21 protein-coding genes are annotated in these 22581 nt (G+C 72.8%); 9 read left to right on the plus strand and 12 right to left on the minus strand.

Features of this window, described 5'->3' with window-relative positions:
* A partial coding sequence (locus tag ACH34R_RS00005) for a hypothetical protein (RefSeq protein ID WP_397559198.1) occupies positions 1-364 on the minus strand: 364 nt, incomplete at its 3' end.
* Between the two features lie 260 nt (positions 365-624).
* Here ACH34R_RS00005 and ACH34R_RS00010 point away from each other — a divergent pair.
* Both ACH34R_RS00010 and ACH34R_RS00015 read left to right on the plus strand, forming a co-directional pair.
* Entirely contained in the window at positions 625-2037 is a 1413-nt protein-coding gene (locus tag ACH34R_RS00010) for a sulfatase (protein ID WP_397559199.1), read from the plus strand.
* Positions 2038-2146: 109 nt separating this feature from the next.
* Positions 2147-3166 carry a DUF418 domain-containing protein gene (locus ACH34R_RS00015; protein ID WP_397559200.1) on the plus strand — a complete coding sequence of 340 codons (1020 nt, stop codon included), beginning with the start codon at positions 2147-2149 and terminating at the stop codon, positions 3164-3166.
* Positions 3167-3190: 24 nt separating this feature from the next.
* Here ACH34R_RS00015 and ACH34R_RS00020 read toward each other — a convergent pair whose 3' ends face one another.
* The 6 genes from ACH34R_RS00020 to ACH34R_RS00045 form a co-directional block, all read right to left on the minus strand.
* Positions 3191-3442, minus strand: coding sequence for a hypothetical protein (locus ACH34R_RS00020; protein WP_111168163.1), 252 nt, complete (start codon positions 3440-3442; stop codon positions 3191-3193).
* Positions 3443-3568: 126 nt separating this feature from the next.
* Complete coding sequence (locus tag ACH34R_RS00025; RefSeq protein ID WP_397559201.1) at positions 3569-4855, minus strand: lysine N(6)-hydroxylase/L-ornithine N(5)-oxygenase family protein; 1287 nt, start codon at positions 4853-4855, stop codon at positions 3569-3571.
* A gap of 79 nt (positions 4856-4934) precedes the next feature.
* Entirely contained in the window at positions 4935-5699 is a 765-nt protein-coding gene (locus tag ACH34R_RS00030) for a thioesterase II family protein (RefSeq protein WP_397559202.1), read from the minus strand.
* A gap of 58 nt (positions 5700-5757) precedes the next feature.
* Positions 5758-8619 carry a LamG-like jellyroll fold domain-containing protein gene (locus tag ACH34R_RS00035; RefSeq protein ID WP_397559203.1) on the minus strand — a complete coding sequence of 954 codons (2862 nt, stop codon included), beginning with the start codon at positions 8617-8619 and terminating at the stop codon, positions 5758-5760.
* A 141-nt stretch (positions 8620-8760) separates the two neighbouring features.
* Positions 8761-9726: a transglycosylase SLT domain-containing protein gene (locus ACH34R_RS00040; protein WP_397559204.1), complete on the minus strand. Its 966-nt coding sequence runs from the start codon at positions 9724-9726 to the stop codon at positions 8761-8763.
* 23 nt (positions 9727-9749) lie between these two features.
* Complete coding sequence (locus tag ACH34R_RS00045; RefSeq protein ID WP_397559206.1) at positions 9750-11090, minus strand: PLP-dependent aminotransferase family protein; 1341 nt, start codon at positions 11088-11090, stop codon at positions 9750-9752.
* A gap of 71 nt (positions 11091-11161) precedes the next feature.
* Between ACH34R_RS00045 and ACH34R_RS00050 the strand changes: the two genes are divergently transcribed.
* The 3 genes from ACH34R_RS00050 to ACH34R_RS00060 all read left to right on the plus strand — a co-directional run bounded on the left by ACH34R_RS00050 (position 11162) and on the right by ACH34R_RS00060 (position 14835).
* Positions 11162-11989: an alpha/beta fold hydrolase gene (locus tag ACH34R_RS00050; protein ID WP_397559207.1), complete on the plus strand. Its 828-nt coding sequence runs from the start codon at positions 11162-11164 to the stop codon at positions 11987-11989.
* 317 nt (positions 11990-12306) lie between these two features.
* Positions 12307-13998, plus strand: a complete 1692-nt coding sequence (locus tag ACH34R_RS00055; RefSeq protein WP_397559208.1) for a sulfatase-like hydrolase/transferase — start codon at positions 12307-12309, stop codon at positions 13996-13998.
* 249 nt (positions 13999-14247) lie between these two features.
* Positions 14248-14835: a hypothetical protein gene (locus ACH34R_RS00060; protein ID WP_397559209.1), complete on the plus strand. Its 588-nt coding sequence runs from the start codon at positions 14248-14250 to the stop codon at positions 14833-14835.
* A gap of 8 nt (positions 14836-14843) precedes the next feature.
* On the opposite strand, the gene ACH34R_RS00065 is transcribed toward ACH34R_RS00060, so the two are convergent.
* The 4 genes from ACH34R_RS00065 to ACH34R_RS00080 all read right to left on the minus strand — a co-directional run bounded on the left by ACH34R_RS00065 (position 14844) and on the right by ACH34R_RS00080 (position 18076).
* On the minus strand, positions 14844-15791 hold the full coding sequence (locus tag ACH34R_RS00065; RefSeq protein WP_397559210.1) for a LysR family transcriptional regulator: 948 nt from the start codon (positions 15789-15791) through the stop codon (positions 14844-14846).
* Between the two features lie 76 nt (positions 15792-15867).
* A complete protein-coding gene (locus ACH34R_RS00070) occupies positions 15868-16374 on the minus strand; it encodes a 2,4'-dihydroxyacetophenone dioxygenase family protein (protein ID WP_397559211.1) in 507 nt (168 codons plus the stop codon).
* Positions 16375-16414: 40 nt separating this feature from the next.
* Positions 16415-17155: an SDR family NAD(P)-dependent oxidoreductase gene (locus ACH34R_RS00075; protein ID WP_397559212.1), complete on the minus strand. Its 741-nt coding sequence runs from the start codon at positions 17153-17155 to the stop codon at positions 16415-16417.
* A 138-nt stretch (positions 17156-17293) separates the two neighbouring features.
* Positions 17294-18076, minus strand: a complete 783-nt coding sequence (locus tag ACH34R_RS00080; RefSeq protein ID WP_397559213.1) for an HAD-IIA family hydrolase — start codon at positions 18074-18076, stop codon at positions 17294-17296.
* 111 nt (positions 18077-18187) lie between these two features.
* Here ACH34R_RS00080 and ACH34R_RS00085 point away from each other — a divergent pair, with 111 nt between their 5' ends.
* Both ACH34R_RS00085 and ACH34R_RS00090 read left to right on the plus strand, forming a co-directional pair.
* Positions 18188-19384: a M20 family metallopeptidase gene (locus ACH34R_RS00085; RefSeq protein ID WP_397559214.1), complete on the plus strand. Its 1197-nt coding sequence runs from the start codon at positions 18188-18190 to the stop codon at positions 19382-19384.
* Positions 19385-19396: 12 nt separating this feature from the next.
* Positions 19397-20410 carry a zinc-binding alcohol dehydrogenase family protein gene (locus ACH34R_RS00090; protein ID WP_397559215.1) on the plus strand — a complete coding sequence of 338 codons (1014 nt, stop codon included), beginning with the start codon at positions 19397-19399 and terminating at the stop codon, positions 20408-20410.
* A 5-nt stretch (positions 20411-20415) separates the two neighbouring features.
* Here ACH34R_RS00090 and ACH34R_RS00095 read toward each other — a convergent pair whose 3' ends face one another.
* Complete coding sequence (locus ACH34R_RS00095; RefSeq protein ID WP_397559216.1) at positions 20416-21318, minus strand: TIGR03619 family F420-dependent LLM class oxidoreductase; 903 nt, start codon at positions 21316-21318, stop codon at positions 20416-20418.
* Positions 21319-21341: 23 nt separating this feature from the next.
* Between ACH34R_RS00095 and ACH34R_RS00100 the strand changes: the two genes are divergently transcribed.
* Positions 21342-22250 (plus strand): phosphotransferase family protein, encoded by a 909-nt coding sequence (locus ACH34R_RS00100; RefSeq protein WP_397559217.1) that lies wholly within the window; start codon positions 21342-21344, stop codon positions 22248-22250.
* A 43-nt stretch (positions 22251-22293) separates the two neighbouring features.
* On the plus strand, positions 22294-22557 hold the full coding sequence (locus ACH34R_RS00105; protein WP_111168749.1) for a zf-TFIIB domain-containing protein: 264 nt from the start codon (positions 22294-22296) through the stop codon (positions 22555-22557).
* Positions 22558-22581 lie beyond the last annotated feature (24 nt).

The raw sequence follows: 22581 nt of genomic DNA on the forward strand, positions 1-22581 counted from the left end.
CCCGGCGATACAGGCGCAGCCGCAGGCGGGCGTGACCCGCCACGCCTTCGAGGCCGGCCTCCTCGCACAGGCGGCGGATCAGCCACAGCCCGGCCACGCGACCGGGGGGTTCGCGTTCGGTGTCCAGGTCGGCGCCGGTCATGCTACCCGCGACATCAGCGACCTCCAGGTCAACGCCCGCTTCATCGCACCACGCGGTGAGGGTCACGCCTCCGCCGCCGTGTTGCAGCACGTTGGTGGCGATCACCAGATCCTCCAGCAGCTGCCCGCTCAGGCCCGCTTCGGTACCGAAGACGCGGACACGGCCGCGCAGCGCGGCCAGGTCACGGGTGATCGGCCACTGTGACCGGAAGTCGGAGATCACACGAAATCGCCACCTCTCGGAGGTGAGGCTGAATCACCCGCCGCCCTACTGCCCAGCCCCGGCCCTGCCATACCGATGAGCGTGTGGGCCCGGGAGGCCGGGGGAGGGCCTTGAGGCCGGGTCTGGCGAATCACCGCCGGGTGCTCAGCCGTCCCGGCCCGTCCCGGCGTAGCGGCAGGGGGAAGGAGGCATTGCGGTGATCGCATATATTCCCTACTATTTCTGTCGGTTTTACTTTAGCTGTCGGGAAAGAGGGAAATATGGGCAGCGAAGACCGGGGCGTGAGCAGGCGGGAGATCGCCGTCAAGGCCGGGGGTGTGGCAGCGGCGGCGGCCGCCGGGGTCGTGTTGCCCGCCGGGGCGGCCGATGCCGGGCCGCAGGAGCAGGAGTTTCGCGCCGCTCCGGGGAAGGGGCGGCCGGCGCGGCCCAACGTGCTGGTCATCCTCGGCGACGACCTGGGGTGGGCCGACCTCGGCTGCTACGGTTCGCCGCACATCCGCACCCCGAACCTGGACCGGCTGGCCCGCGAAGGGGTCCGCTTCACGAACGCCTACTCGGCCGCGGCGGTCTGCTCGCCCACCCGGTTCGCCCTCTACACCGGCCGCTACCCCGGGCGGCTGCGCGGCGGCCTTGAGGAGCCGATCGCCCGCCCCGGTGAGCAGCTCGGCATCCCGCCCGAGCACCCCACCCTCGCCTCCCTGCTCAAGGAGGCCGGGTACGCCACCGCCATGTTCGGCAAGTGGCACTGCGGGTTCCTGCCGTGGTACAGCCCGCTGAAGTCGGGCTGGGAGGTGTTCTTCGGCAACCTCTCCGGCGCCGTGGACTACTACTCCAAGATCTCCTCCACCGGAGTGGACCTGTACGAGGGCGAGGTCCAGGTCGAGTCGCTGGACTACTACACCGACACGATCGCCGACCGCGCCGCCGAGTACATCCGCCGCCGGCACGGCAAGCCGTGGCTGCTCAACCTCAACTTCACCACCCCGCACTGGCCCTGGGAGGCCCCCGGCGACCGCGAGACCAGTGCCGAGATCACGGCCAGGGTCAAGGCGGGCGACCAGGGCGCGCTCAACCACCGCGACGGCGGATCGCTCTCGACCTACCGCAAGATGGTCCAGAGCCTGGACTCCGCGGTCGGCCGCGTCCTGGCCGCGCTGCGCTCCTCGGGCGCCGAGCGCAACACGATCGTGCTGTTCAGCAGCGACAACGGCGGCGAGCGCTGGTCCTACCAGTGGCCGCTGAGCGGCGGCAAGGGCGGCCTGAACGAGGGCGGCATCCGGGTGCCCAACATCCTGCGCTGGCCCGCCGCGATCCACCGGGGCCAGGTCGGCCACGTCCCGGTGATCACCCACGACTGGACGGCGACGATCCTCGAAGCGGCGGGCGTACGGGCCTCGGGCGGCCACCCGCTCGACGGGCACAGCCTGCTGCCGTACCTGCTCGACGGGGCCCGGCCGCCACGGCGCGACCTGTTCTGGCGTACCAGGTCGGCCCGGGCACTGCGCCGCGGCGACTGGAAGTACCTGCGCACCGGCTCCGGCGAGGCGCTGTTCAACCTCGCGGCCGACGTGCGCGAACAGGCCGACCTCGCCAAACGCGACCCCGCCCTGCTGGCCGACCTGCGCACCGCCTGGGAGAACATCGACAAGGCCCTCCTCCCCTACCCCTCCTGACCCCCCGCGACAGCGGTCAGGGGACCGGTCGGAAGTACTGTGGGCGGGGGTCGATGATCCTGCTTTCGGCCGTGGTCGGCGCTGAGGTGGGGACGTACGTTGAGGCCCCATGTCACTCGAAGACCTCTCATCGGCCGCGCGTGCTCAGCAGGCCGCGCCGCCGCCCCGGCGGGCGCGGGTCGGTGCGCTCGATGTTCTGCGTGGGTTCGCGCTGTGCGGGATCCTGCCGGCCAATGTGGCGCCGATCGCCAACACCGGCGATGCCATGCGGGCCGTGACCGCCGGTCAGGGTGTGGACGTGCTCGGGCTGCTCGTCCATCAGCGGTTCTTCCCGATCTTCTCCCTGCTGTTCGGGATCGGGTTCTCGCTGCTGCTGGACTCGGCGGGCGACCGCGTCGAACGCCCGCGCATGCTCCTGCTGCGCAGGCTGCTGGTACTGCTGGTCATCGGGTCGGCGCACCTGTTCCTGCTGTGGCGCGGCGACATCCTGACCGTGTACGCCCTGGTCGGCCTGGTGGTCCTGCTGCCCTCGACGTGGCTGCCGCGCTGGGCCGTGGCCGGGCTCGGCGTGGCACTGGTCGCGACGTCGCTGATCATCCAGGGCGGGCACTACTCGCTGGTCCCGGGGTTGTTCCTGCTGGGCTCGGCGCTGACCAGGTACGGCGTGGTCGCCCGGATCGAACGCGCCACCTGGGGCCCCGTGGCGCTGTGCGCGGCGTTCGCCGCCGCGGCGGCGCCTTTCGTGGTGGCGCAGATGATGTCCGCCCACGACGCCCTGGTGTTCACCGTGGCGGGGCTGCTGCTGGCCGGCGCCTACGTGACCGGTGTGATCTCCCTGCTGCGCACGCCGCTGCGGCCGGTGCTCACCGCCGCGTTCGCGCCGCTCGGCAGGATGGCGCTCACCAACTACCTGAGCGCGACGGTCATCGTCAAGGTGCTCGCCCCGGCCTTCGGCGGCGCTGCCGCGGGCTGGCCGCCCGGGCGGATCGTGCTGTTCTCCTTCGTCGTCCTCGCCGCCCAGTGGGCGATCTCCACCGTGTGGTTGCGGAAGTTCCGGTACGGGCCGGTCGAATGGCTGTGGCGGTGGGCGACCTGGCTGCGCAGGCCGCCGCTGGCGCGGCGGCCGTGACCGCGCCCCGGGGCGGGCGGGCGCTCAGCGGCCCTTGGCGGACGCGCCCTGCTCGCCGGGCGTGGCGACCTCGATGCGCAGCCAGGACGGCAGCAGCCGCTGAACGCTCGCCAGCGCCATCACCCGCGAGACCGCCCCCGCGACGGTGAGGGCCCCGGCCACCCAGGGGATGGTGTCCGGGATGCCGGTCGCGGCCACGATGCCGGGCAGCGCGACACAGATGCCGACGAACGCCTGCAGGGCCGTGCGGATGGCGCGTTTGTTGTCGTCGCTCACACTGATCACCTCCGCCAGGGCGGCGACGGCCCTTCGTGGCCTTGCTCCTGCCCAAGGCCATGGTAACCGATGGTCACGATTACTTGACGGTTAGTAGTAGGTACGGCCACGGCCCCGGCGGGACGGTCAAGGGCCGGCCGGCTGGGCCAGCCGGCTGGACCGGCGCGCGATGGACTGGACGATCTCGCCGGTCCGCACGGCGGTCATGGACAGCAGCGAGGAGGCGATCCCGTGCGTGTCCTCGGTGGCTCCTTGCAGGTAGACGCCCCAGGTGTGATCAGGGTCGGTGGCGATGCGGTAGTCGCGCTCCACCATCGGCCCGCCGTCCTCGCGCAGCCGGCAGAACGCCCCCGCCTCGCCGAGCAGTTCCAGCGGGTCGCGCTCGCGGTAGCCGGTCGCGAAGACGATCGCGTCGGCCTCCAGGGCCGTCGTCTCCCCGGTGGGCAGGAAGCGGACGGTGGCCCGCACCGAGCCGGGGCCGGACTGTACCCCGGTCAGCCGGGAGGCGTTCATCACCCGCAGCCGCTCGCACCCGGCCACCTTCTCGGCGTAGGAGCGGCGGTAGAGCTCGTCGATGAGGTCGAGGTCCACCACGGAGTAGTTGGTGTTGCGCGAGTAGGCGAACAGCATCCGTTTCACGTCGTCGGGCGCGGCGTAGTAGTGGTCCACCGCCTCGGGGTCGAAGATGCGGTTGGCGAAGGAGCTGTCGTCGGCGGGCGAGTAGCCGTACCTGGTGAAGACCGCGCAGACCTCCGCCGTGGTGTGGGTGCGGTGCAGGTGTTCGACGGCCTCGGCGGCGCTCTGCCCCGCGCCGACCACGACGAACCTGCGCGGTTCGGGCCCGCGCAGCGCCGCCAGCCGGGTCAGCAGTTCCTCGGTGTGCCAGATCCGCTCGCCCTGCCGTACGCCCTCGGGCAGCACCGGGTCCAGGCCGACGGCGATCACGATGTTGCGGCTCAGGCAGGTGTGCAGCTCGCCGTCACGCTGCACGACCACCTCCAGCGTGCCGGAGTCGGCGGGCCGGACCGAGACGACCTCCGAGCCATAGCTCACCTGGTGCTCGAAGGCGGCGGCGGCCCACTCCAGGTAGTCGTGGAACTCCAGGCGGGTGGGGAACATGGTCTTGTGGTTGATGAAGTCGATCAGCCTGCCCCGGTCGTGCAGGTACGCCAGGAAGGAGTGCCTGCTCGTGGGATTGCGCAGGCTGACCAGGTCCTTCAGGAAGTGCACTTGCATGGTCGCGCCGTCGATGAGCATGCCCCGGTGCCAGCCGAACCGCGGCTGCTTCTCGAAGAAGACGGCGTTCACTCCCGAGCCGTACTGCTCTTCGAGTGCCACCGCGAGTGCGAGGTTGGACGGCCCGAAGCCGATGCCCACAACGTCATGGACCTGGCCATATAACGATTTCGACATGTTCGCCCTTCGTGAGGAACCCGCTGGGAGGCCGCCCCTTTCTTAGGCAAGGCTCACCTAACTTAGCAATCCTTTACCTTCATGTGAAGCGGCGGGTGAGGTCCTCGGCCAGGACCTTGATCAGGGCCTCCCGGCCGGGCACGAGGTGGAAGTGGTCGCCCGGGACGCGGTGCAGGGTGAAGTCCGCGCTGGTGTCGGCCTCCCACGCGGCGACCCGCCCGGCCTCCACCGTGTCGTCGTCCTCGGCGCTGAACGCCGTGATCGGCACCGGCAGCGGGGCGGCGGGCCCCCGCCGGTAGGTCTCGATCAGCCGGTAGTCGTTCCTGACGATGGCCAGGACGATCTCGCGAAGTTCGGGGTCGCCGAGCACGGCCGGGCTGGTCGCGCCCTGCGCGAGCAGGTCGGCGGCCAGGGCGTCGTCGCCGAGCAGGTGCCGCGTCTTGCCGGTCACCGGGCCGGGGGCCGGGCAGGCCGAGACGTACAGGGCGGTGGGCGCGGTGGCGGGGTCCGCGAGCAGCCTGCGGGCGGTCTCGTAGGCGACGGCCGCGCCCATGCTGTGGCCGAACAGCGCGATCGGCAGGTCACCCGCGGTCGCGGCCAGGGCGCCCGCGACGCCGTCCGCGAGCGGGCCGATGTCGGCGATCAGGTCCTCGGCCAGCCGGTCCTCCCGGCCGGGGTACTGCACGGCCCACACTTCGAGCCAGGGGGGCGCGGCCTGGCCCCAGCCGCGGAAGAAGCTCGCCGCGCCGCCGGCGTGCGGCAGGCAGATCAGGCGGGCCGTGGCCCCGGGCCGCCGGGTGTGGACGCGGATCCATGGACTGTCGGGCGGGGTACTGGGCGTCATGCCCCCCATGCTCCCCCATCCGCGCCGCGCCGCCCCGGAACGCCCGGCCGCGCGGGCGTCAGGTGACGGGGGTGTTCATGTCGGCCTGGATCTGCGCCGGGGTCAGCGCCCGGTCGTAGAGACGGACCTCATCGATCAGCCCGGTGAAGAAGTCGCCCCAGAACTCGTTCCCGCCGATGAACAGGTCCCACCCGGTCGAGACCCGGATGTCGCCGCTCACCGCCTGCGTCCCCGCCGGCACGCCGTTGACGTACAGCCGCAACGCCGTCCCGTCGTAGGTCGTCGCCAGATGCGACCACTCCCCCTCCGTCAGCGGGGACGAGCCGAACGTCTCGGTCTCCCCCGAGATGCTCACGATCGAGGAGGGACGCACGTTCGAGGTGGACCCGAACAGCCCGTACGACAGCCCGCTCGGATGCTCCTTCACCACCACCGTGTCGTACTCGTCGCCGACCGAGACCGGGCGCACCCACGCCTCCACCGTCATCGCGCCCGTCAGCCGCAGCGCCGCCGCGTCCGCCACCCGCACCCGGCTCGACGAACCGTCGAAGGACAGCGCCTGGCCGTGCCGCCCCGCCGTCCAGGAGGCGTTGTGCGCGGTCCCGGTGTGGCCGTTTCCGGAGGCGTCGGCGACGGACGTGCCGCTCCCCTCGTCCATGCCGTAGGCGGCGATCGGCCCGCTGGGCTGGGGAACGGTCTGGTAGGTGGCGGTATAGGTGGCCGCCGTCGCAGGCGCGGTCATGTTGTGGCTGGCCGCGCCGCCGTCGGACCAGGAGAGGAACCCCTGGTCGCCCTGCGGGGAGGGGGCCGAGACGGAGTTGCTCGAACCGACGATCACCGTCCGGGTGAACGGCGCGGGGATCTCCGCCCCGTTGAAGCCCAGCCGCAGTCCCGCGGGGGCGGTCCGGAAGGTCAGGTCCACCGTCTTGGGCTGGAGCAGGACGCTCTCGGTGTCGGTCAGGCCCTGGGCGTCCCGCACGGTCAGGCGCAGTTCGAGGTGGGAGGGATATTCGTGGTCGGGAGCCTGGAAGGTCCCGCTCTCACCGGTGAACGTGGTGATCTGGTGCTCATGGCAGGTGCCCGGGCAGTGGTGCAGGATCAGCGTCCAGGTCATCCGGGAGCCGGGGATCGTGCCGTCCTGGGCGTCGGTACCGGCGCCGGAATAGTTCACCGTCTCGCCGACCGCCCACGTCGCATCGGCGGTCGGCGCGTCGATCCGGGCGGTCGGGGCGCTGTTGTCCACGTTGATCGTGACCGTGGCGTCCCCCTGGCCGCCCCTGCCGTCGCTCACCCGCAGGCGGACCTCATAGGAGCCGGGCCGGGCGTAGGTGTGGGCGGGGGCGGCGGCGGTGGAGTCGTCGAGGTCGCCGTCGCCGTCCAGGTCCCAGGCGTACGTCAGCGGGTCGCCGTCGGCGTCGCTGGACCCGGCGGCGGAGAAGGCGACCGGCAGCGGCGCGGTGCCGGAGGTCCGGTCGGCGGCGATGACCGCGACCGGCGGGGTGTTGGCGTAGATGTAGCGCAGGATCCGGCCGTTGTTCAGGTCCACGGCGAACAGGTCGCCGCCCGGGCCGGACTCCAGCTCGACCACCGGGGTGGCGGAGTCGAAGGTGGCCACCGAGGCGGGCGCGGGCAGGCCGTTCGCGCCCTTGGGCATCACCCACACGCAGCCGCGGCTGTAGTCGGAGAAGAACAGCGCGCCGTCGTAGGAGTCGGGGTAGTCGCCGCCGTCGTAGAAGGCCACGCCGCTGGCCGAGGAGCCGCCGGGCGGGCACGGCTCGCCGGGCACGACGCGGGAGCCGTGCCGCCAGGCGAAGTACGGGGGCGAGTGCGCGCCCGCGCCGGCCGCGTAAAGGGTCTCGCACAGCGTCAGGTTGACGTTGTCGTAGCCGCCCTGCCGGTTCGGGCCCTCATAGCAGGGCCAGCCGAAGTTCTGGACCGAGCCGGTGGGGTCCACGACCCTGCCGATCTCCTCGTAGCCGTCCCAGCCGACCTCGCCGTACCAGATCTCATCGGTGCCCGGCCGGTTGGCGATGCGGAACGGGTTGCGCATGCCGTGGGCCACGACCCTGGCCAGGTTGGCGTCGGCGCTGCCGGCGTTCGGGTTGCCCGCCGCCGCCTGTCCGGTGTCGGGATCGATCCTGATCAGCGCGCCGTTCAGCCCGGCGGGGTCGGCGGTGGTCCGCACGTCCTGGGCGCGCAGCGCGCCGCCCTCGGCGTTGGGCGGGGTCAGCGCGGTACCGGCCGGGGACGGCGGGTCGCCGCACGGGTTGTCCGGGGTGATGTCGGAACGGGGGAAGTTGTCCTGGCCGTAGTCGGCGAAGGTAAAGCTCGCGCCGTCGCCCGCGGACGCGTACAGCGCGCCGTCCCTGCCGAACTCCAGGTCGCCGACCGAGTGGCTGGGGTACTGCTGGCACCAGTCGGTGATCAGCGGAGTCTCCGCGCCGGTGGCCGACAGCACCGACAGCCGTCCGCTGACCAGGCAGCCGTCGCTGGTCGGCCCGGGTGGCGTGGGGCACGGGTCGTCGCCGGCGCCGGGCGTGCCCCAGCGCGGGGCGGTGCCGCCGGGCGGCGCGTCGTAGGTGTACAGCACGTAGATGCGCGGGTCCTGCGGGAAGTCCGGGTGCAGGGCCATGCCCAGCAGCCCGCGGTCCCAGAAGTTGTGCACCTGGGTGCGCAGGTCGGCGAAGGTCTCCGGCGTGGTGTCGGCGAGCGAGTCGAAGACCTTGATCAGGCCGCTCTTCTCGGCGACGAAGACCCGCCCGTCGGCGGCGAACTCGACGTTGGTGGGCTGGATGAGGCCGCTGAGCGCGACCTGCTTTTCGAATTCGGCCGGCAGCGCGGCGGCGGGCCGGGCGGTGAGCACGATCAGGCCCGTCATCAGCAGCAGGACCGATAGGAGGGCATGGCGGACACGCGTCATGAGTTCTCCCGGAGGTGAGCTGGAACCGCCCGCGGCGCCCCCTGATCACCTCGGCGCCTTACAAGGTTTATCCGCCCCGAACCGTGCGATGCCAATCAGGTGACCACATGTGGTCATCGGCGGCGGCGTGGCGCGGCGGCGTCACAGACCGGGGCCGGTGAGGCGGCGGTCACCGTCGGTGGTGACCACGTAGACCTGCCAGGAGTGGTAGCGATAGAAGCTTCTGACGTCGCGTTTCATCTGTCCGGCGTGCAGCAGGACGGCGTTCACGTAGCGCGTGGAGTGGTTGTAGGCGAAAAGCGCCCTGCGGTAGTCGCGCGGGGCGCCGGAGGCGTGCAGGTAGTTGGCCGCGGCGAGGATGGCGTCGCCGGTGTCGTGGACGTCGCCGCCCATGCCGTACGCGGCCCAGGTGCCGGGCATGAACTGCATGGGGCCCTTGGCCCCGGTGTGGCTCGGCGAACGGACCCTGCCGAACTTGGTCTCCACGAACATCACGGCGGCGAGCACCTGCCAGGACACGCCGAACCTCCGCTCGGCCCGCTTGAAGTGGCGCAGCAGCGCCGCCGCGGGTTCCGGCTCGCGGACGCGGAACTTCGCGCCGCCCTTGAGCGGGCGCACCAGGGACAGCAGGTCGCGGGCGGCGGTGACGTCGTCCCTGGTCTGCCGGGCCAGCGGCGCGGCGAGGCGCGGGTAGGTGCGGTCGGCCAGGGCGGGCTTCCTGGCCAGGTGCCGCACGATCCGCTGCTGGCGCAGGGCGAGCAGCACCACCGCCTCGGGCGGGCGGCCCTCGTGGTCCCAGGCGTCGATGGCCGCGCGCAGCGCGCCGGCGGTGGTGGTGAGGTCGGCGGCGAGCCCGGCGGCGTCCTTGGGCAGCGGCGCACCGGCCGCGGGCGCCCCCGCCGCGTCCGTACCCCCGGTGGGGCCGGTGTCCCGGCCGCCGTCCGTGGGCGCGGCGTTATCGGCTCGGCCGGTCGGGGCCGTGGCGGGCGGGGTGCGGGCCGTCGTGTCGGAGGAGGCCGCGCCGCCGCACCCCGCGAGGACCGCCCCGGCCAGGACCGCGGCCAGCGCCGCCCGCAGCGCCCCGCCGTCCGCTCGCTGCTCGTTCATCCGCCCCAAGGTATCGAACCCGCTCACTCCACGACGGCGTCTTCCGGAGCGCTCCTGGCCAGGGCCGCCAGGGTGTCGAGGGCCGCCACCAGCGTGGGCACCGCCGGGGAGGCCAGGGCCAGCCGTACGGCGTTGGGGGCGTGTCCGGGCCCCGCGGCGAACGCCGCCCCCGGGGTCACCGCGATGCCCTGGCGCGCGGCGGCGGCCACGAACGTGTCGGCCCGCCACGGCTCGGGCAGCCGCCACCAGCAGTGGTAGGCGTGCGGGTCGGCCGACACCGCGAACCCCGCCAGCCGCTCGGCCGCGATCCGCTGCCTGGCCGCCGCGTCCCGCCGCTTGGCCGCCTCCAGGCGGGCGGTGACGCCCTCGCTCATCCACCGGGTCGCCGCGTCGAGGGCGAACGGCGAGGCGGCCCAGCCGCCGGAGCGAAGCGCCGAGGCCACCGGCCCGGCGAGCGCGGCGGGCGGCATGACGAACCCGACCGAAAGGCCCGGCGCGACCCGTTTGGACAGGCTGTCGACCACCACGACCCGGTCGGGCGCGGCGGCGGCCAGCGGCGGCAGGTCATCGCGGAGGAAGGCGTAGACGCCGTCCTCGATGGCGTGCAGGTCGTGGTCGTGCAGCAGCCGGGCCAGGTCGAGCCTGCGCCGCTCGGGGGCGGTGACGCCCAGCGGGTTGTGCAGCGCGGGCTGCAGGTAGAGGGCGCGCAGCGGCAGGGCGGCGCGCACCGCGCCGGGGACGAGCCCGTGTTCGTCCGTCGCCAGCGGGACCAGAGTGATGCCGAGCCGGGTCGCCACGCCTTTGACGATCGGATAGGTCAGCGCCTCCACACCGAGCCGTTCGCCGGCCGGCACCAGGGCGGCGACCGCGGCGGCGATGGCCTGCCGGCCGCTTCCGGCGAACAGCAGGTGGCGGGCCTCGGGGGCCCACCCGCCACGGGCGAGGGCCACGGCGGCGGCCTCGCGGGCGGCCGGGGTGCCGGCCACGCCCATCGGCCGCAGCGCGGCGGCCAGCGAGTCATGCCGCAGCATGCCGCCGAGCGCGGGCGCGAGAAGCTCGGGCTGCTCGGGCAGCACCGAGAAGTTGAGCTCCAGATCGACGCGCACCCCGGCGGGCTCGGCGAGCGCCGGATCGGCGCCCGCCCCGGCGGCGCGCACGAACGTGCCGCGCCCCACCTCGCCGACGGCGAGGCCGCGCCGGATCAGCTCGGCGTAGACGCGGGCGGCGGTGGAACCGGCCACGCGGTGCTCCCTGGCGAACCGGCGCTGCGGCGGCAGCCGGTCCCCCGGCCGCAGCTCGCCCGCCGCGATGCGGGCGGCCAGGGTGTCGGCGATGGCGCGGTAGTCCCGATGGTCGTCTGCCATGCCCTCCATTAGATTGCACCGAGAGCATTTTGGCAATTGCTCCGAGCTAGCGCACCGAATAGCATCGGAGCATGAGTGCTGGAAAGACCGCCGCGGTCAACGGGATCACCATCGCCTACGACGACGAGGGCGACGCCGGCGCGCCCGCGCTGGTGCTCGTCCACGGGCACCCGTTCGACCGGTCGATGTGGCGTCCGCAGATCGGCCGGTTCGCCGGCGAGGGCCTGCGCGTGATCGCGCCCGACCTGCGCGGCTACGGCCGCAGCACGGTCACCAGGGGGATCACGCCGCTGCCGGTGTTCGCCGCCGACATCGCCGCCCTGATGGACCATCTCGGCGTGCCCGCCGCCCTGCTCGCGGGCCTGTCCATGGGCGGTCAGATCGTGATGGAGTTCCATCGCTCCCACCCCGGCCGGGTCCGTGGCATGGTGCTCGCCGACACCACCGCCAGGGCCGAGACCCCGCAGGGCAGGTGGGAGCGCGCGATGACGGCCGACCGCCTGCTGCGCGAGGGCATGGACGGCTACGCGGCCGAGGTCCTGAACAAGATGATCTCCCCCGCCAACGTCGCGGGACTGCCCGGGGTGGCCGCGCACGTGCTGGCGATGATGCGCGGCACCGCGCCACAGGGCGCGGCGGCGGCCCTGCGCGGGCGCGCGGAACGACCCGACTACCTCGATTCCCTCGCCGGGGCCACGGTGCCCACGCTGGTGGTCGTCGGCGCGGACGACGAGTACACCCCGATCGCCGAGGCCCGGCTGATGCACGAGCGGATCCCCGGCGCCACGCTGGCGGTGATCGAGGGCGCGGCGCACCTGCCCAACCTGGAGCGGCCCGCCGAGTTCGACCGCGCACTGGCCGGCTTCGTGTCGCGGGCCGCGAGCGGATCCAGCCGGTAATTCGCACGAAGCTTCGACAGCGCATGCGACACGAGCCCCTGAGGGGTGCCTTCTGATCGCATGAGGCCCCGGATGGGTCCATAATCCCGGTGGTTCTTCGTTTCACCTCCGGCCGGAACGGCCCCATGGCCCCGGCGGCGGAGCCCGACGTCGCCCCCGAAGGAGACAGCCATGCGCGCAGCCCCCGCGCCGCCGTACCGGCCCCGGTGAACCACCCGGACTCCCGGCACGCGATGTCTTCCCGTTGCCGGTAGGCCGCCGACGGTTAACGATCAGCGGCTACACTCCCGCCGACCCTCCCCATCGAAGCGGAGCAAATGAACCACCACTCCCCCACCCGCCGCGCCTTCCTGGCCGGAGCGGCCGGCGGCCTCGTCGCCACCTCGGCCATGGGCGCTCCGGCCGCCGCCGCAGCGCCGGTCAGACGGCCCAACTTCGTGATCATCCTGGCCGACGACTTGGGCTGGGGCGAACTCGGCTGTTACGGCCAGAAGATGATCGAAACCCCCAATCTGGACCGGCTCGCGGCCGAGGGGGTCCGCTTCACCAGCGCCTACTCCGGCGCCCCGCTGTGCGCGCCGTCCCGGGCCTCGCTGCTCACCGGGCTGCACACCGGCCACTCCACCGTCCGGGAGAACCCCGAAGGGGGTCAGCAACTGTCCATGACGTCCGCCGACCTGACCTTCGGCGGGCTGCTCAAGCTGACCGGCTACCGTACGGCCTGCATCGGCAAGTGGGGCTTCGGGCCGGAGCAGTCGCATCAGCCCTCGCATCCCAACGCGCGCGGGTTCGGCGAGTTCTTCGGCTTCATCGGCCACCGCCACGCCCACCAGTACTGGCCGCACTATCTGTGGCACAACCGCGACACGGTCGACCTCGGCGGCAACGCCTACGCCCCCGACCTGTTCCTCGACCGCGCCAAGCGGTTCATCAAGGACGCGGCCGACTCCGACGACCCGTTCCTGCTGTACCTGCCCACCACGCTGCCGCACGCGCCGAGCGAGGTGCCCGGTACGGCCGGGCGGTACGAGAACAAGCCCTGGACGCGCGCCAACCGCAGGCACGCGGCGCAGGTCACCCGGCTCGACGCGCACGTGGGCGAGGTCATCCGGACGCTGCGCGAGTGCGGTGTCGCCGACTCCACGATCGTGCTGTTCACCGGCGACAACGGGCCGCACCGGGAGAAGGGCGTCACGCCCTGGCTGTTCGACGCCAATGGCCCGTTCCGTGCCGACAAAAGAGACCTTTACGAAGGCGGCATCCGCGTCCCGATGATCGCCTGGTCGCCGTCCCTGCTACGCGGCGGGGCGGTGGAAAGCGAGCCGGTGGCCTTCTGGGACGTGCTGCCGACCCTCGCCGACTTCGCCGGCGTCCCGGTGCCCGACCACCTGGACGGCCTGTCCATGCGCGGGCTGCTGACCGGGGCTGGCGGCTTCGCCGGGCACCCGCACCTGTTCTGGAACCGGCCGCGCAAGGTGCAGGCCGTACGCCGGGGGCACTGGAAGGCCGTGCGCTTCGCGCCGCGCATCGCGGGCGCGGGGCCGGGCGGGCGTCTTGAGCTTTACAATCTCAAGACCGACCGGGGCGAAAAGCACGACCTGGCGGGCGAGCGGCCCGAGCTGGCCGCCGAACTCGACGCCCTGATGGACGCCTCGGTGGCGCCCGACCCGCGCCTGCCGTACGGGATGCGGCTCGGCGGGCAGGTGGCGGCGCGCGGCGGCCGGACGCACGAGCTGGTGGTCACGCTGCACAACGGGTCCAAGGTGTCCTGGGACGACCTGCGGATCGACCTTTCGGTCCCGAAGGGCTGGCGGGTCAGCCGGAGCACCGCCCGGCGCGCGCTGGAGCCGGGCGCTTCGGCCAAGATCGTGTTCCGGGTCACGCCGCCCTCCCAGACCGCGCCGCCCCGGCGGTTCACCTCGACCGCGCGCTTCTCCGCGGGCGGTCGGCCGGTCCGCTTCCTGGCGCACCGCAAGATCGCCGTGGTGGCGGCCGGCGCGGACCGCTGACGCGGCAGGACTTCCAGCCGCCCCGGGCGCGACGCCCGGGGCGGTCCGGTATCTGCCGCCGGAGTCCCATCTGGACCGAAACCCACCCCCGGACTGGCGCACAAGCGGTGGGGATCGCAGACTGGAAGGTGACATCACTGGGCAATACGCATGGAGTGTGCCGTGCACGATCAGCAGACTCAAATGCCCGCACTGGTTCCCGCCCTGTCGCGGGGCCGACACCGAAATCCGCGTAAGGGCGCCTGCTTCATGGAACTGGCGTCCTACCTGGCGGGAGAGCGCTGGAGCGACCACCCGGCGTGCACGCACCCCCTGCTGGCCGCGATGGCTCGCCTCGTCAACGACTTCACCAGCGACGGGGCCAGGAACCAGCTCGCCCCGCTGATCCCGTCCGTCATCGGGCTCACCAGCGAGGACCTGCGCGTGGACGCCAGGCTCGCGCTGCGCGCCGCGACCACGGCGCTGCCCGTGGTGGCCGCCGACCTCCAGCTCGCCATGGCCGTCTCGGTACTCGCCGCCGAGCAGATCCTGGCCGAACTGGACGGCCGTACGGACGGTGAGCTGAGCGAGGAGAGCGAACGCGCCCTGGCACAGGCCCCGCTCGCCGCGGAGGGCGCGCGGAAACTACGCCGGGGCATCCGCGTCTCCACGCGCGGCTTCCGCCGCTTCGCCGCCCCGAACACCGTCCAGCTCGCCGCCCGCGGCATCGCCAACGCCTGCGTCGCCGACGCCGACACGCTGCTACGCGGCCTGCTCTCCGACGCCATCGCCGACTGCCGTGCCCTGATCGGCCCCCCTGCCCCGCGCCGCCGGACGGCCGTCCTCACCAACGCCTGACCCACTGGTCAGGGGGCCGGGGTTTCTGAGCCCCAGGGCCAGCGGGGGCGGGGGAGGCGGGTCATGACGTCGCGGACGGCCGCGACCGCCGGGGAGGCGACGCCGTCGGAGCGCCACCACAGGGCCACCACCCGCTCGCAGTGGGGGTCGGCGATCGGCACCAGCGTGACCCCCTCGATGTTGGCCGTGGTCATCGCCAGGCTGTTGGTGACGCCTGTGCCCATACCGTGGCGGACCAGGGCGACCAGCGTCTGCGGCTGGTTGGTCTGGGCGGTGATCGTGGGGGTGAGGCCGGCGTTGGCGAAGGCCAGGTTGGTCTCGTACTGCCGCCCGTTGCCCTCGCCGCTCTCGCCGATGCTGATCAGCGGCAGGGCGGCGATCTGGGCCAGCCGTACGTAGGGGCTGCGGGCCAGCGGGTGATCGTCGCGGAAGACCGCGACCAGGGGTTCGCGCCACAGCAGCCGGCTGGCCACCCCGTCGCTGCCGATCAGCGGCAGCAGCGGGCGCAGCACGAGGTCCAGGTCGCCGCTCGCCAGCGCGGCGCCCAGCGCCACGCTCGGTCCCTCGCGCAGCACGAGCCGCACCCGCGGGTGGTTGTCCCGCAGGGCCCGTACGGCGAGCGGGTAGAGGTAGGCGGCGGCGCTGGGATAGGCGCCGAGCCGTACCTCTCCGCGAACCGCGCCTCCCGTCATGTCCGCGAGGACGCCGAGCCGGCGCAGGATCTCCTCGGCGTGCGGAAGCAGCGCGCGCCCTTCGGGGGTGAGCACCGCCGGGTGCACCGACCGGTCCAGCAACTTGGTGCCCAGCTCCCGCTCCAGGTCGGCGACGTGGCTGCTGACCCGGGGCTGGGAGCGGTAGAGCGCCTTGGCCGCCGCCGAGAACCCGCCGTGGTGGGCCACCGCGACGAAGCTGACGATCCAGTCGATCCGGTAGTGGTAAACGCTCCTGAGGTCCATCAGCCGCTCCTTCGCCGATGGACACAGACCTTATACGGGCATTTTTCCGGAAATAAAGTCGAAAACCGGGTTTATCTCAGCGGATGAACTGATCGACGTACCCGGCCCCCAGCCCCACCCGCGCATAGTGCGCCCGGCACATGTCGATCTTGGTGAACGTGTCCTCGTACCCCACCTGCACCCCCTCCTCGTCCACGTACGCCATGGCCCCCGAGATGTTGAAGAAGGTGATCATCTCGTCGCAGTCGTCCGGCACCGCCAGCGTGTGGATCTCCCCCGGCGGCTCGTACACGAAGTGCCCCGCCTCGGCCACCCACGGGTGCTCGTAGTAGTGCCACTTCCCCTTGATCACGTACCCGAACACCGCCCCGGGATGCCGGTGCCGCGACACGATCCCCGACGCCGTCACCTTCAGCAGGTTGCACCACTGCCCGAGCACCGTGTTGAACATCAGCGGCCGAAACCACACGTTCGGCGCCTGCGGCACCCAGACCCGCTCGTCCGCGGGCAGCGCCGCCACCGCGATCTCCGGCGGCACCACCCCGGACTGGGCGATCACCGGTCCCCGCGCGCTCGTCGTCATCGCGTCCTCACTCCTTCTCGCTCCGGCCTTCTCGCTCTGGTCAGGCGGCGAGGTACCCGCCGTCCACCGGCAGGATCACCCCGGTGATGAACCGGGCGTCGGGGCCGCACAGGAAGGCCACCGCCCCCGCCACGTCCGACGGCTCGCCCCAGCGCCGCATCGGCGTCCGCTCCACGATGCGCCGCTCGCTTTCCGCGTTCTGGTGCAGGTCGGCGGTCAGCGCGGTACGGATCCAGCCGGGCGCGACCGCGTTGACCCTGATGCCCTCGGCCGCCCAGGCCACCGCCAGCGCCTTGGTGAGCTGCGACACGCCGCCCTTGCTCGCGGTGTAGGCCGGGACCAGCGGCCCGCCCAGGAAACTCAGCATCGACGCCACGTTCACGATGCACCCACCGGAGCGGGCCAGCAGCCCCCGGGCGGCGACGCACGCGCGCATGGCGCCGTTCAGGTTGATCTCGATCACCCGGGCGAAGACCTGGGGGTCGTACTCCGCGCCCCGCCGCAACACCCCGGCCGCGTTCACCAGCACGTCCAGCCGCGACAGCCCGGAAAGAAACCTCTCCAGGTCATCGCCGCTGGTGAGATCCAGCTCCACGGTGCGCGCGACGCCCGCGGCGGGCGAGTGCTCGGCGCGCAGCCCGGCGGCGATCACCTCCGCCCCCGAGGCGGCGAACCGCTCGGCGATCGCGGTACCGATCCCGCTGGTGCCCCCGACGACCACGACCGTACGGCCGGCGACCTGCCCGGCCCCGGCTGGATCCCGCCCGCTCTGCCCGCTCACTACCGTCCTTCCGCCGATCGCCCCGCTGGCAACGGGCACGATTCAACTCGCCGCCGGGCCGGCCGGTCACCGATCATGCGGTAGCGGGATGACGGTCATTCGGAAAGGGCGGGTGCGCGGGTCACCGCCTGGCGGGGCTCAGTCGATCATCGGGATGAGGTCGGCCACCGAGTCCACCACCAGCGAGGGCCGGAACGGGAAGCGGTCGATCTGCTGCCGCGGCGTCACCCCGGTCAGCACCAGGATGGTGAACAGGCCCGCCTCCATGCCGGAGACCACGTCGGTGTCCATCCGGTCGCCGATCATGGCGGTGGTCTCGCTGTGGCCGTCGATGGCGTTGATCGCGCTGCGCATCATCATCGGGTTGGGCTTGCCCACGAAGTACGGCTGGACGTCGGTCGCCCGGGTGATCATGGCGGCCACCGCCCCGCAGGCCGGCATCGACCCCTCCGCGGACGGCCCGATCGGGTCGGGGTTGGTCGCGATGAACCTGGCCCCCGACTCGATCAGCCGGATCGCCTTGGTGATCTGCTCGAAGCTGTAGTTGCGCGTCTCGCCGAGCACGACGTAGTCGGGGTCGATGTCGGTGAGCACGTAGCCGACCCGGTGCAGGGCCGTGGTCAGCCCCGACTCGCCGATCACGTACGCCGAGCCGTCCGGCCGCTGGTCGGCCAGGAACTGCGCGGTGGCCAGCGCCGAGGTGTAGATCGACTCCTCGGGCACGTCCAGGCCCGCCGCCCGCAGCCGCACCGCGAGGTCGCGCGGGGTGTATATCGAGTTGTTGGTGAGCACCAGAAAGCGCCTGCCCGAGTCGCGCAGCCTGCCGATGAACTCGGCCGCGCCGGGCACCGGCTGCCCTTCCTTGACAAGGACGCCGTCCATATCGGACAACCAGCACTCAATGGGTTTACGATCGCTCACTCGGCCATCCTACGCAGGCGGGTCCCCGCCCCTGGGCCGCCGCCCGCCATGGACGGATCTTCACCGTGCCTGGTCCTGGCCGTGCGGCCCCGGGGTGCGACAATGCAGTGCATGTCGCTTCTTGAGAACGCCAGGGAAATGGCCGGAGACCTGGCGCGGCTGCGCCAGGACCTGCACACCGAACCCGAACTGGGCCTGCACCTCCCGCGCACCCAGGACAAGGTGCTCGCCGCCCTCGACGGCCTGCCCCTGGAGATCACCACCGGTGACGCGCTCAGCTCGGTCACCGCCGTCCTGCGCGGCGGGCGGCCCGGCCCCGCCGTGCTGCTGCGCGGCGACATGGACGCGCTGCCGGTGACCGAGCGCACCGGCGTACCGTACTCCTCGCGCTTCCCCGAGCGGATGCACGCCTGCGGCCACGACCTGCACACCACGATGCTCGCCGGGGCCGCGCGGCTGCTGGCCGACCGCAGGCAGGACCTCGCCGGAGACGTGATCTTCATGTTCCAGCCCGGCGAGGAGGGCTGGGAGGGGGCCAAGGTCATGATCGACGAAGGCGTCCTCGACGCGGCGGGCGAGCGCCCGATCGCCGCCTACGGCCTGCATGTGCTCTCCACCGTGCTGCCCGGCGGCCTGTTCACCAGCCGGGGCGGGCCGATGCTCGCCGCCGCCGACGCCCTCACCGTCACCGTGCGCGGCAAAGGCGGGCACGGCTCCACTCCGCATCTGTCCGTGGACCCGATCCCGGCGGCCTGCCAGATGGTCACCGCGTTGCAGACCCTGGTCACCAGGGAGTTCGACGTGTTCGACCCGGTCGTGGTGACGGTCGGCGCGTTCCACGCGGGCACCGCCGGCAACATCATCCCCGACCAGGCGGTCTTGGAGCTCACTGTCCGCACCTTCAGCGACACCAACCGGGCGAAGATCCAGAAGCGGATCATCGAGCTGCTCATGGACACCGGCGCGGCGTACGGCCTGACGGTGGACGCCGCCTTCGGACGGGGCTACCCGGTGACGGTCAACGACCCCGAGGAGAGCGCCTTCGCCGGCGACGTGGTGGGCGACCTGCTCGGCGCGGACCGTTACCTGATCGCCCCACGGCCCATCACCGGCTCAGAGGACTTCTCCTACGTGCTGGAGGAGGTGCCGGGGGCGTTCATCGCGCTGGGGGCCTGCCCGCCGCACCTCGACCCGGCCACCGCCCCCTTCAACCACTCGGCCGAGGCGATGTTCGACGACGCCGTGCTCCCCGACGGGGCGGCGATCTACGCGGGCCTGGCCGAGCGCCGCCTGGCCATGGCGGAGTAAGGAGCAAAGAGCGTGGCGGCGGAGACGGACATGGACGCCTGGGTGGTGGCCCGCCCGGGGCCGATCGGCACCGGCCCGCTGGAACGCGTCCGGCTGCCCGTCCCCCGCCCCGGCCCGGACGAGGTGCTGGTCAAGGTGGAGGCGTGCGCGGTCTGCCGTACCGACCTGCACCTGGCCGAGGGCGACCTCCCGCCGCGCCGCCCCCGCACCGTTCCCGGCCACGAGGCCGTCGGCCGGGTGATCTCGGCCCCGCCGGGCACGTACCCCGCGGGCGCCAGGGTCGGCGTGGCCTGGCTGCGCTCGACCTGCGGCGCCTGCCGGTACTGCCGGCGCGGCCTGGAGAACCTGTGCCCCCACTCCGCCTACACCGGATGGGACGCCGACGGCGGCTACGCCGAGTACCTGACCGCCCCCGCCGACTACGTCTACCCGCTCCCCGGCGACCCGCCCGCGGCGCGGCTCGCGCCGCTGCTGTGCGCCGGGATCATCGGCTACCGCGCGCTGCTCCGCGCCGACCTGCCCGAGGGCGGCCGGCTGGGGATCTACGGATTCGGCGCGTCCGCGCACCTGACCGCCCAGGTCGCCATCGCCCAGGGCGCGACCGTGCACGTGCTGACCCGCTCCCCGGCGGCCAGGAGCCTGGCACTGGAGCTGGGCGCGGCCTCGGCGGGCGACGCCCGCGACGCGCCGCCCGAAGCTCTGGATGCCGCCATCCTGTTCGCGCCGGTGGGCGACCTGGTCCCGGTCGCGCTGGCGGCGCTCGACCGGGGCGGCGTGCTCGCCGTCGCGGGCATCCACCTCAGCGACATCCCCGGCCTCGACTACGACCGCCACCTGTTCCAGGAGCGCACGCTGCGCAGCGTGACCGCCAACACCCGGGCCGACGGCCGCGCCTACCTCGCCGCGGCCACCGCGCACCCGCCACGGGTGAGCACGGTGTCCTACCCGGCGGACGCGGCTGACCGCGCGCTCGCCGACCTGGCGGCCGACCGGATCAACGGCGTCGCGGTCCTGCACATGTCCTGAGCCGACTAAGGCGCGAGCGCCTCCAGGGCCTCCTCGGCGCGGCGCAGGGCGTCCGCGGGGTCCACGTCCGGCGCCCCGAACTCGCCGACGAAGTTGAGGTCGTGGAAGACCTCGGTGACACCGCTCGCGGCCAGGTCCGCGACGTCCTGGCGGATCTCCTCGTAGGAGCCGGTGAGCGGCCTGCGGCCCGGCTGCCCCGCCGGGCCGGGCGTGGTCACGCCGCGGCAGACGATCCGCAGGGACTCGGGGTCGCGCCCGGCCGCACGGGCCGCCTCCTTTACAATGTAGATTCGTTCTTTGATCCCCGACAGGTCCTCCTGGCTGGAGCTGACCCAGCCGTCGGCGAACCGCCCCGCACGGCGCAGCGCCACGTCCGCCATGCCGCCGAGCAGGATCGGCGGCGGCCCGGGGACCGGCTTGGGGTCCTGGTAGGAGGCGGGGACGCGGTAGAACTCCCCCTCGTGCTCGATCACCTCGTCGGTCCACAGCTTGCGCAGCAAGTCGAGGTACTCCTCCGCGCGCGCCCCGCGCCGCTCGAACGGCAGGCCCGAGGCGGCGAACTCCTCCTCCAGCCAGCCCAGCCCGAGCCCCGCCGTGAGCCGCCCCCCGGACACCGTCTGCAACGTGGCGAGCTGCTTGGCCAGCAGCGCGGGCGAGTAGAGGGGAAGGTTCAGCACGGCCACGCCCAGCCCGATCCGGCTGGTCACCCCCGCCAGGTAGGCCAGGGTGACCGTGGGGTCCTGCACGCTGCGGTAGATCGGCCCCATCGGATGCCCTACCGGGGTGAGCAGCCGCTGGAAGGTCCACACGTCGCTGTAGCCGAGTTCTTCCGCGCGAATGGCGATCCGCGCCATGTTGTCAGGGGTCGCCCACGCCCCAGAAACCGGCACTCCGTATCCGATTCTCATGTGGCCAATCTAGATTGGCCCGCATGCCTTCCCCACCGATGCCCCCGCTCGCGCGCCGTCTCGCCGAGATCGGCAGGGCGCACGCCGGACCGGATGCTCCGGCCGAACTCATCCCCACCAGACCGGACGTGATGATCGTGCGGGTGGGCGGGATCGTGGTCAAGGCCCATGCCCCCGGCATGGACGCCGCGCTTCTCGCGCCCCGGGTGGCGGCCTCGGCCCGGCTCGCCGGGATCATGCTGCCGCCCGCCGACACCGGCATCACCCAGGTGGAAGACCGGCTGGTGTCGGTGTGGCCCGCCGGGGAGCCGGTCGATTCCGGCGATCCGGACGCCGCGCCGTGGGAGGCGGCGGCCCGGCTGCTCGCCGCGCTGCACACCGTACCGGTCGCGGCCCTGCCGCCGCTGCCGTCCGCGGGCGGCCCCGGGCGGATGGCCAGGACCGTGGCCGCCCTGAACGGCGGCGGCCCCGAGGAGGACGTCGTGCGCGCGGCGGCGGCCTCGCTGCCCCCGGCCGCCTGGCGTACCGGGCTCGCGCACGGCGACTGGCATTTCGGCCAGTTGGTGCGCCATCCGCCGGAAGCGGGCGAATGGACGCTGATCGACGTGGACGACCTCGGCGTCGGCGACCAGGCGTGGGATCTGGCCCGCCCGGCCGCCTGGTTCGCCTGCGGGCTGCTCGACCCCGCCGCCTGGGACCGGTTCCTGACCGCCTACCTGGACGCCGGCGGCCCCGCGTTGGCCGGCGCGGCCGACCCCTGGGAACGCCTGGACGGACCGGCCAGGGCCTTGACCGTGCAGCTCGCCGCGGCGGCGCTGACCACCGCCAGGCGCGAGGGACGGCAGGTGGACGAAGTGGAACGAATGCTGCTGGACGCCTGCGCGCGGATCGCCGGAACGGATGTTCGCCCGCGCGAGCCGCACACGCAGTAGGTTGTGCTCAGAAAACCCTGGACCAAGGGCAAGGAGACCATTGATGCAGTGCCCTAAGTGCCGCGGCAACATGCGCACTTACGAACGCAACGGCGTGCACATCGAGCAGTGCGAGAACTGCCGCGGAATCTTCCTGGACTACGGCGAGCTGGAGACGCTGACCCGGCTTGAGTCGCAGTACTCCCAGCACGCCCCGCCCCCGCCGCCGCCGCCCGCGCATGGCGCGCCCGCCTGGGGCGCCCCGCACGGCGGATACCACCACGGGCACCGCCAGCGTAGCTGGGTGGGAATGCTCTTCTCCAGTTGACGATACGAGCGGCCCCCGGCCCGG

The organism is Spongiactinospora sp. 9N601 (genome assembly GCF_044326295.1).
GTDB lineage: Bacteria > Actinomycetota > Actinomycetes > Streptosporangiales > Streptosporangiaceae > Spongiactinospora > Spongiactinospora gelatinilytica.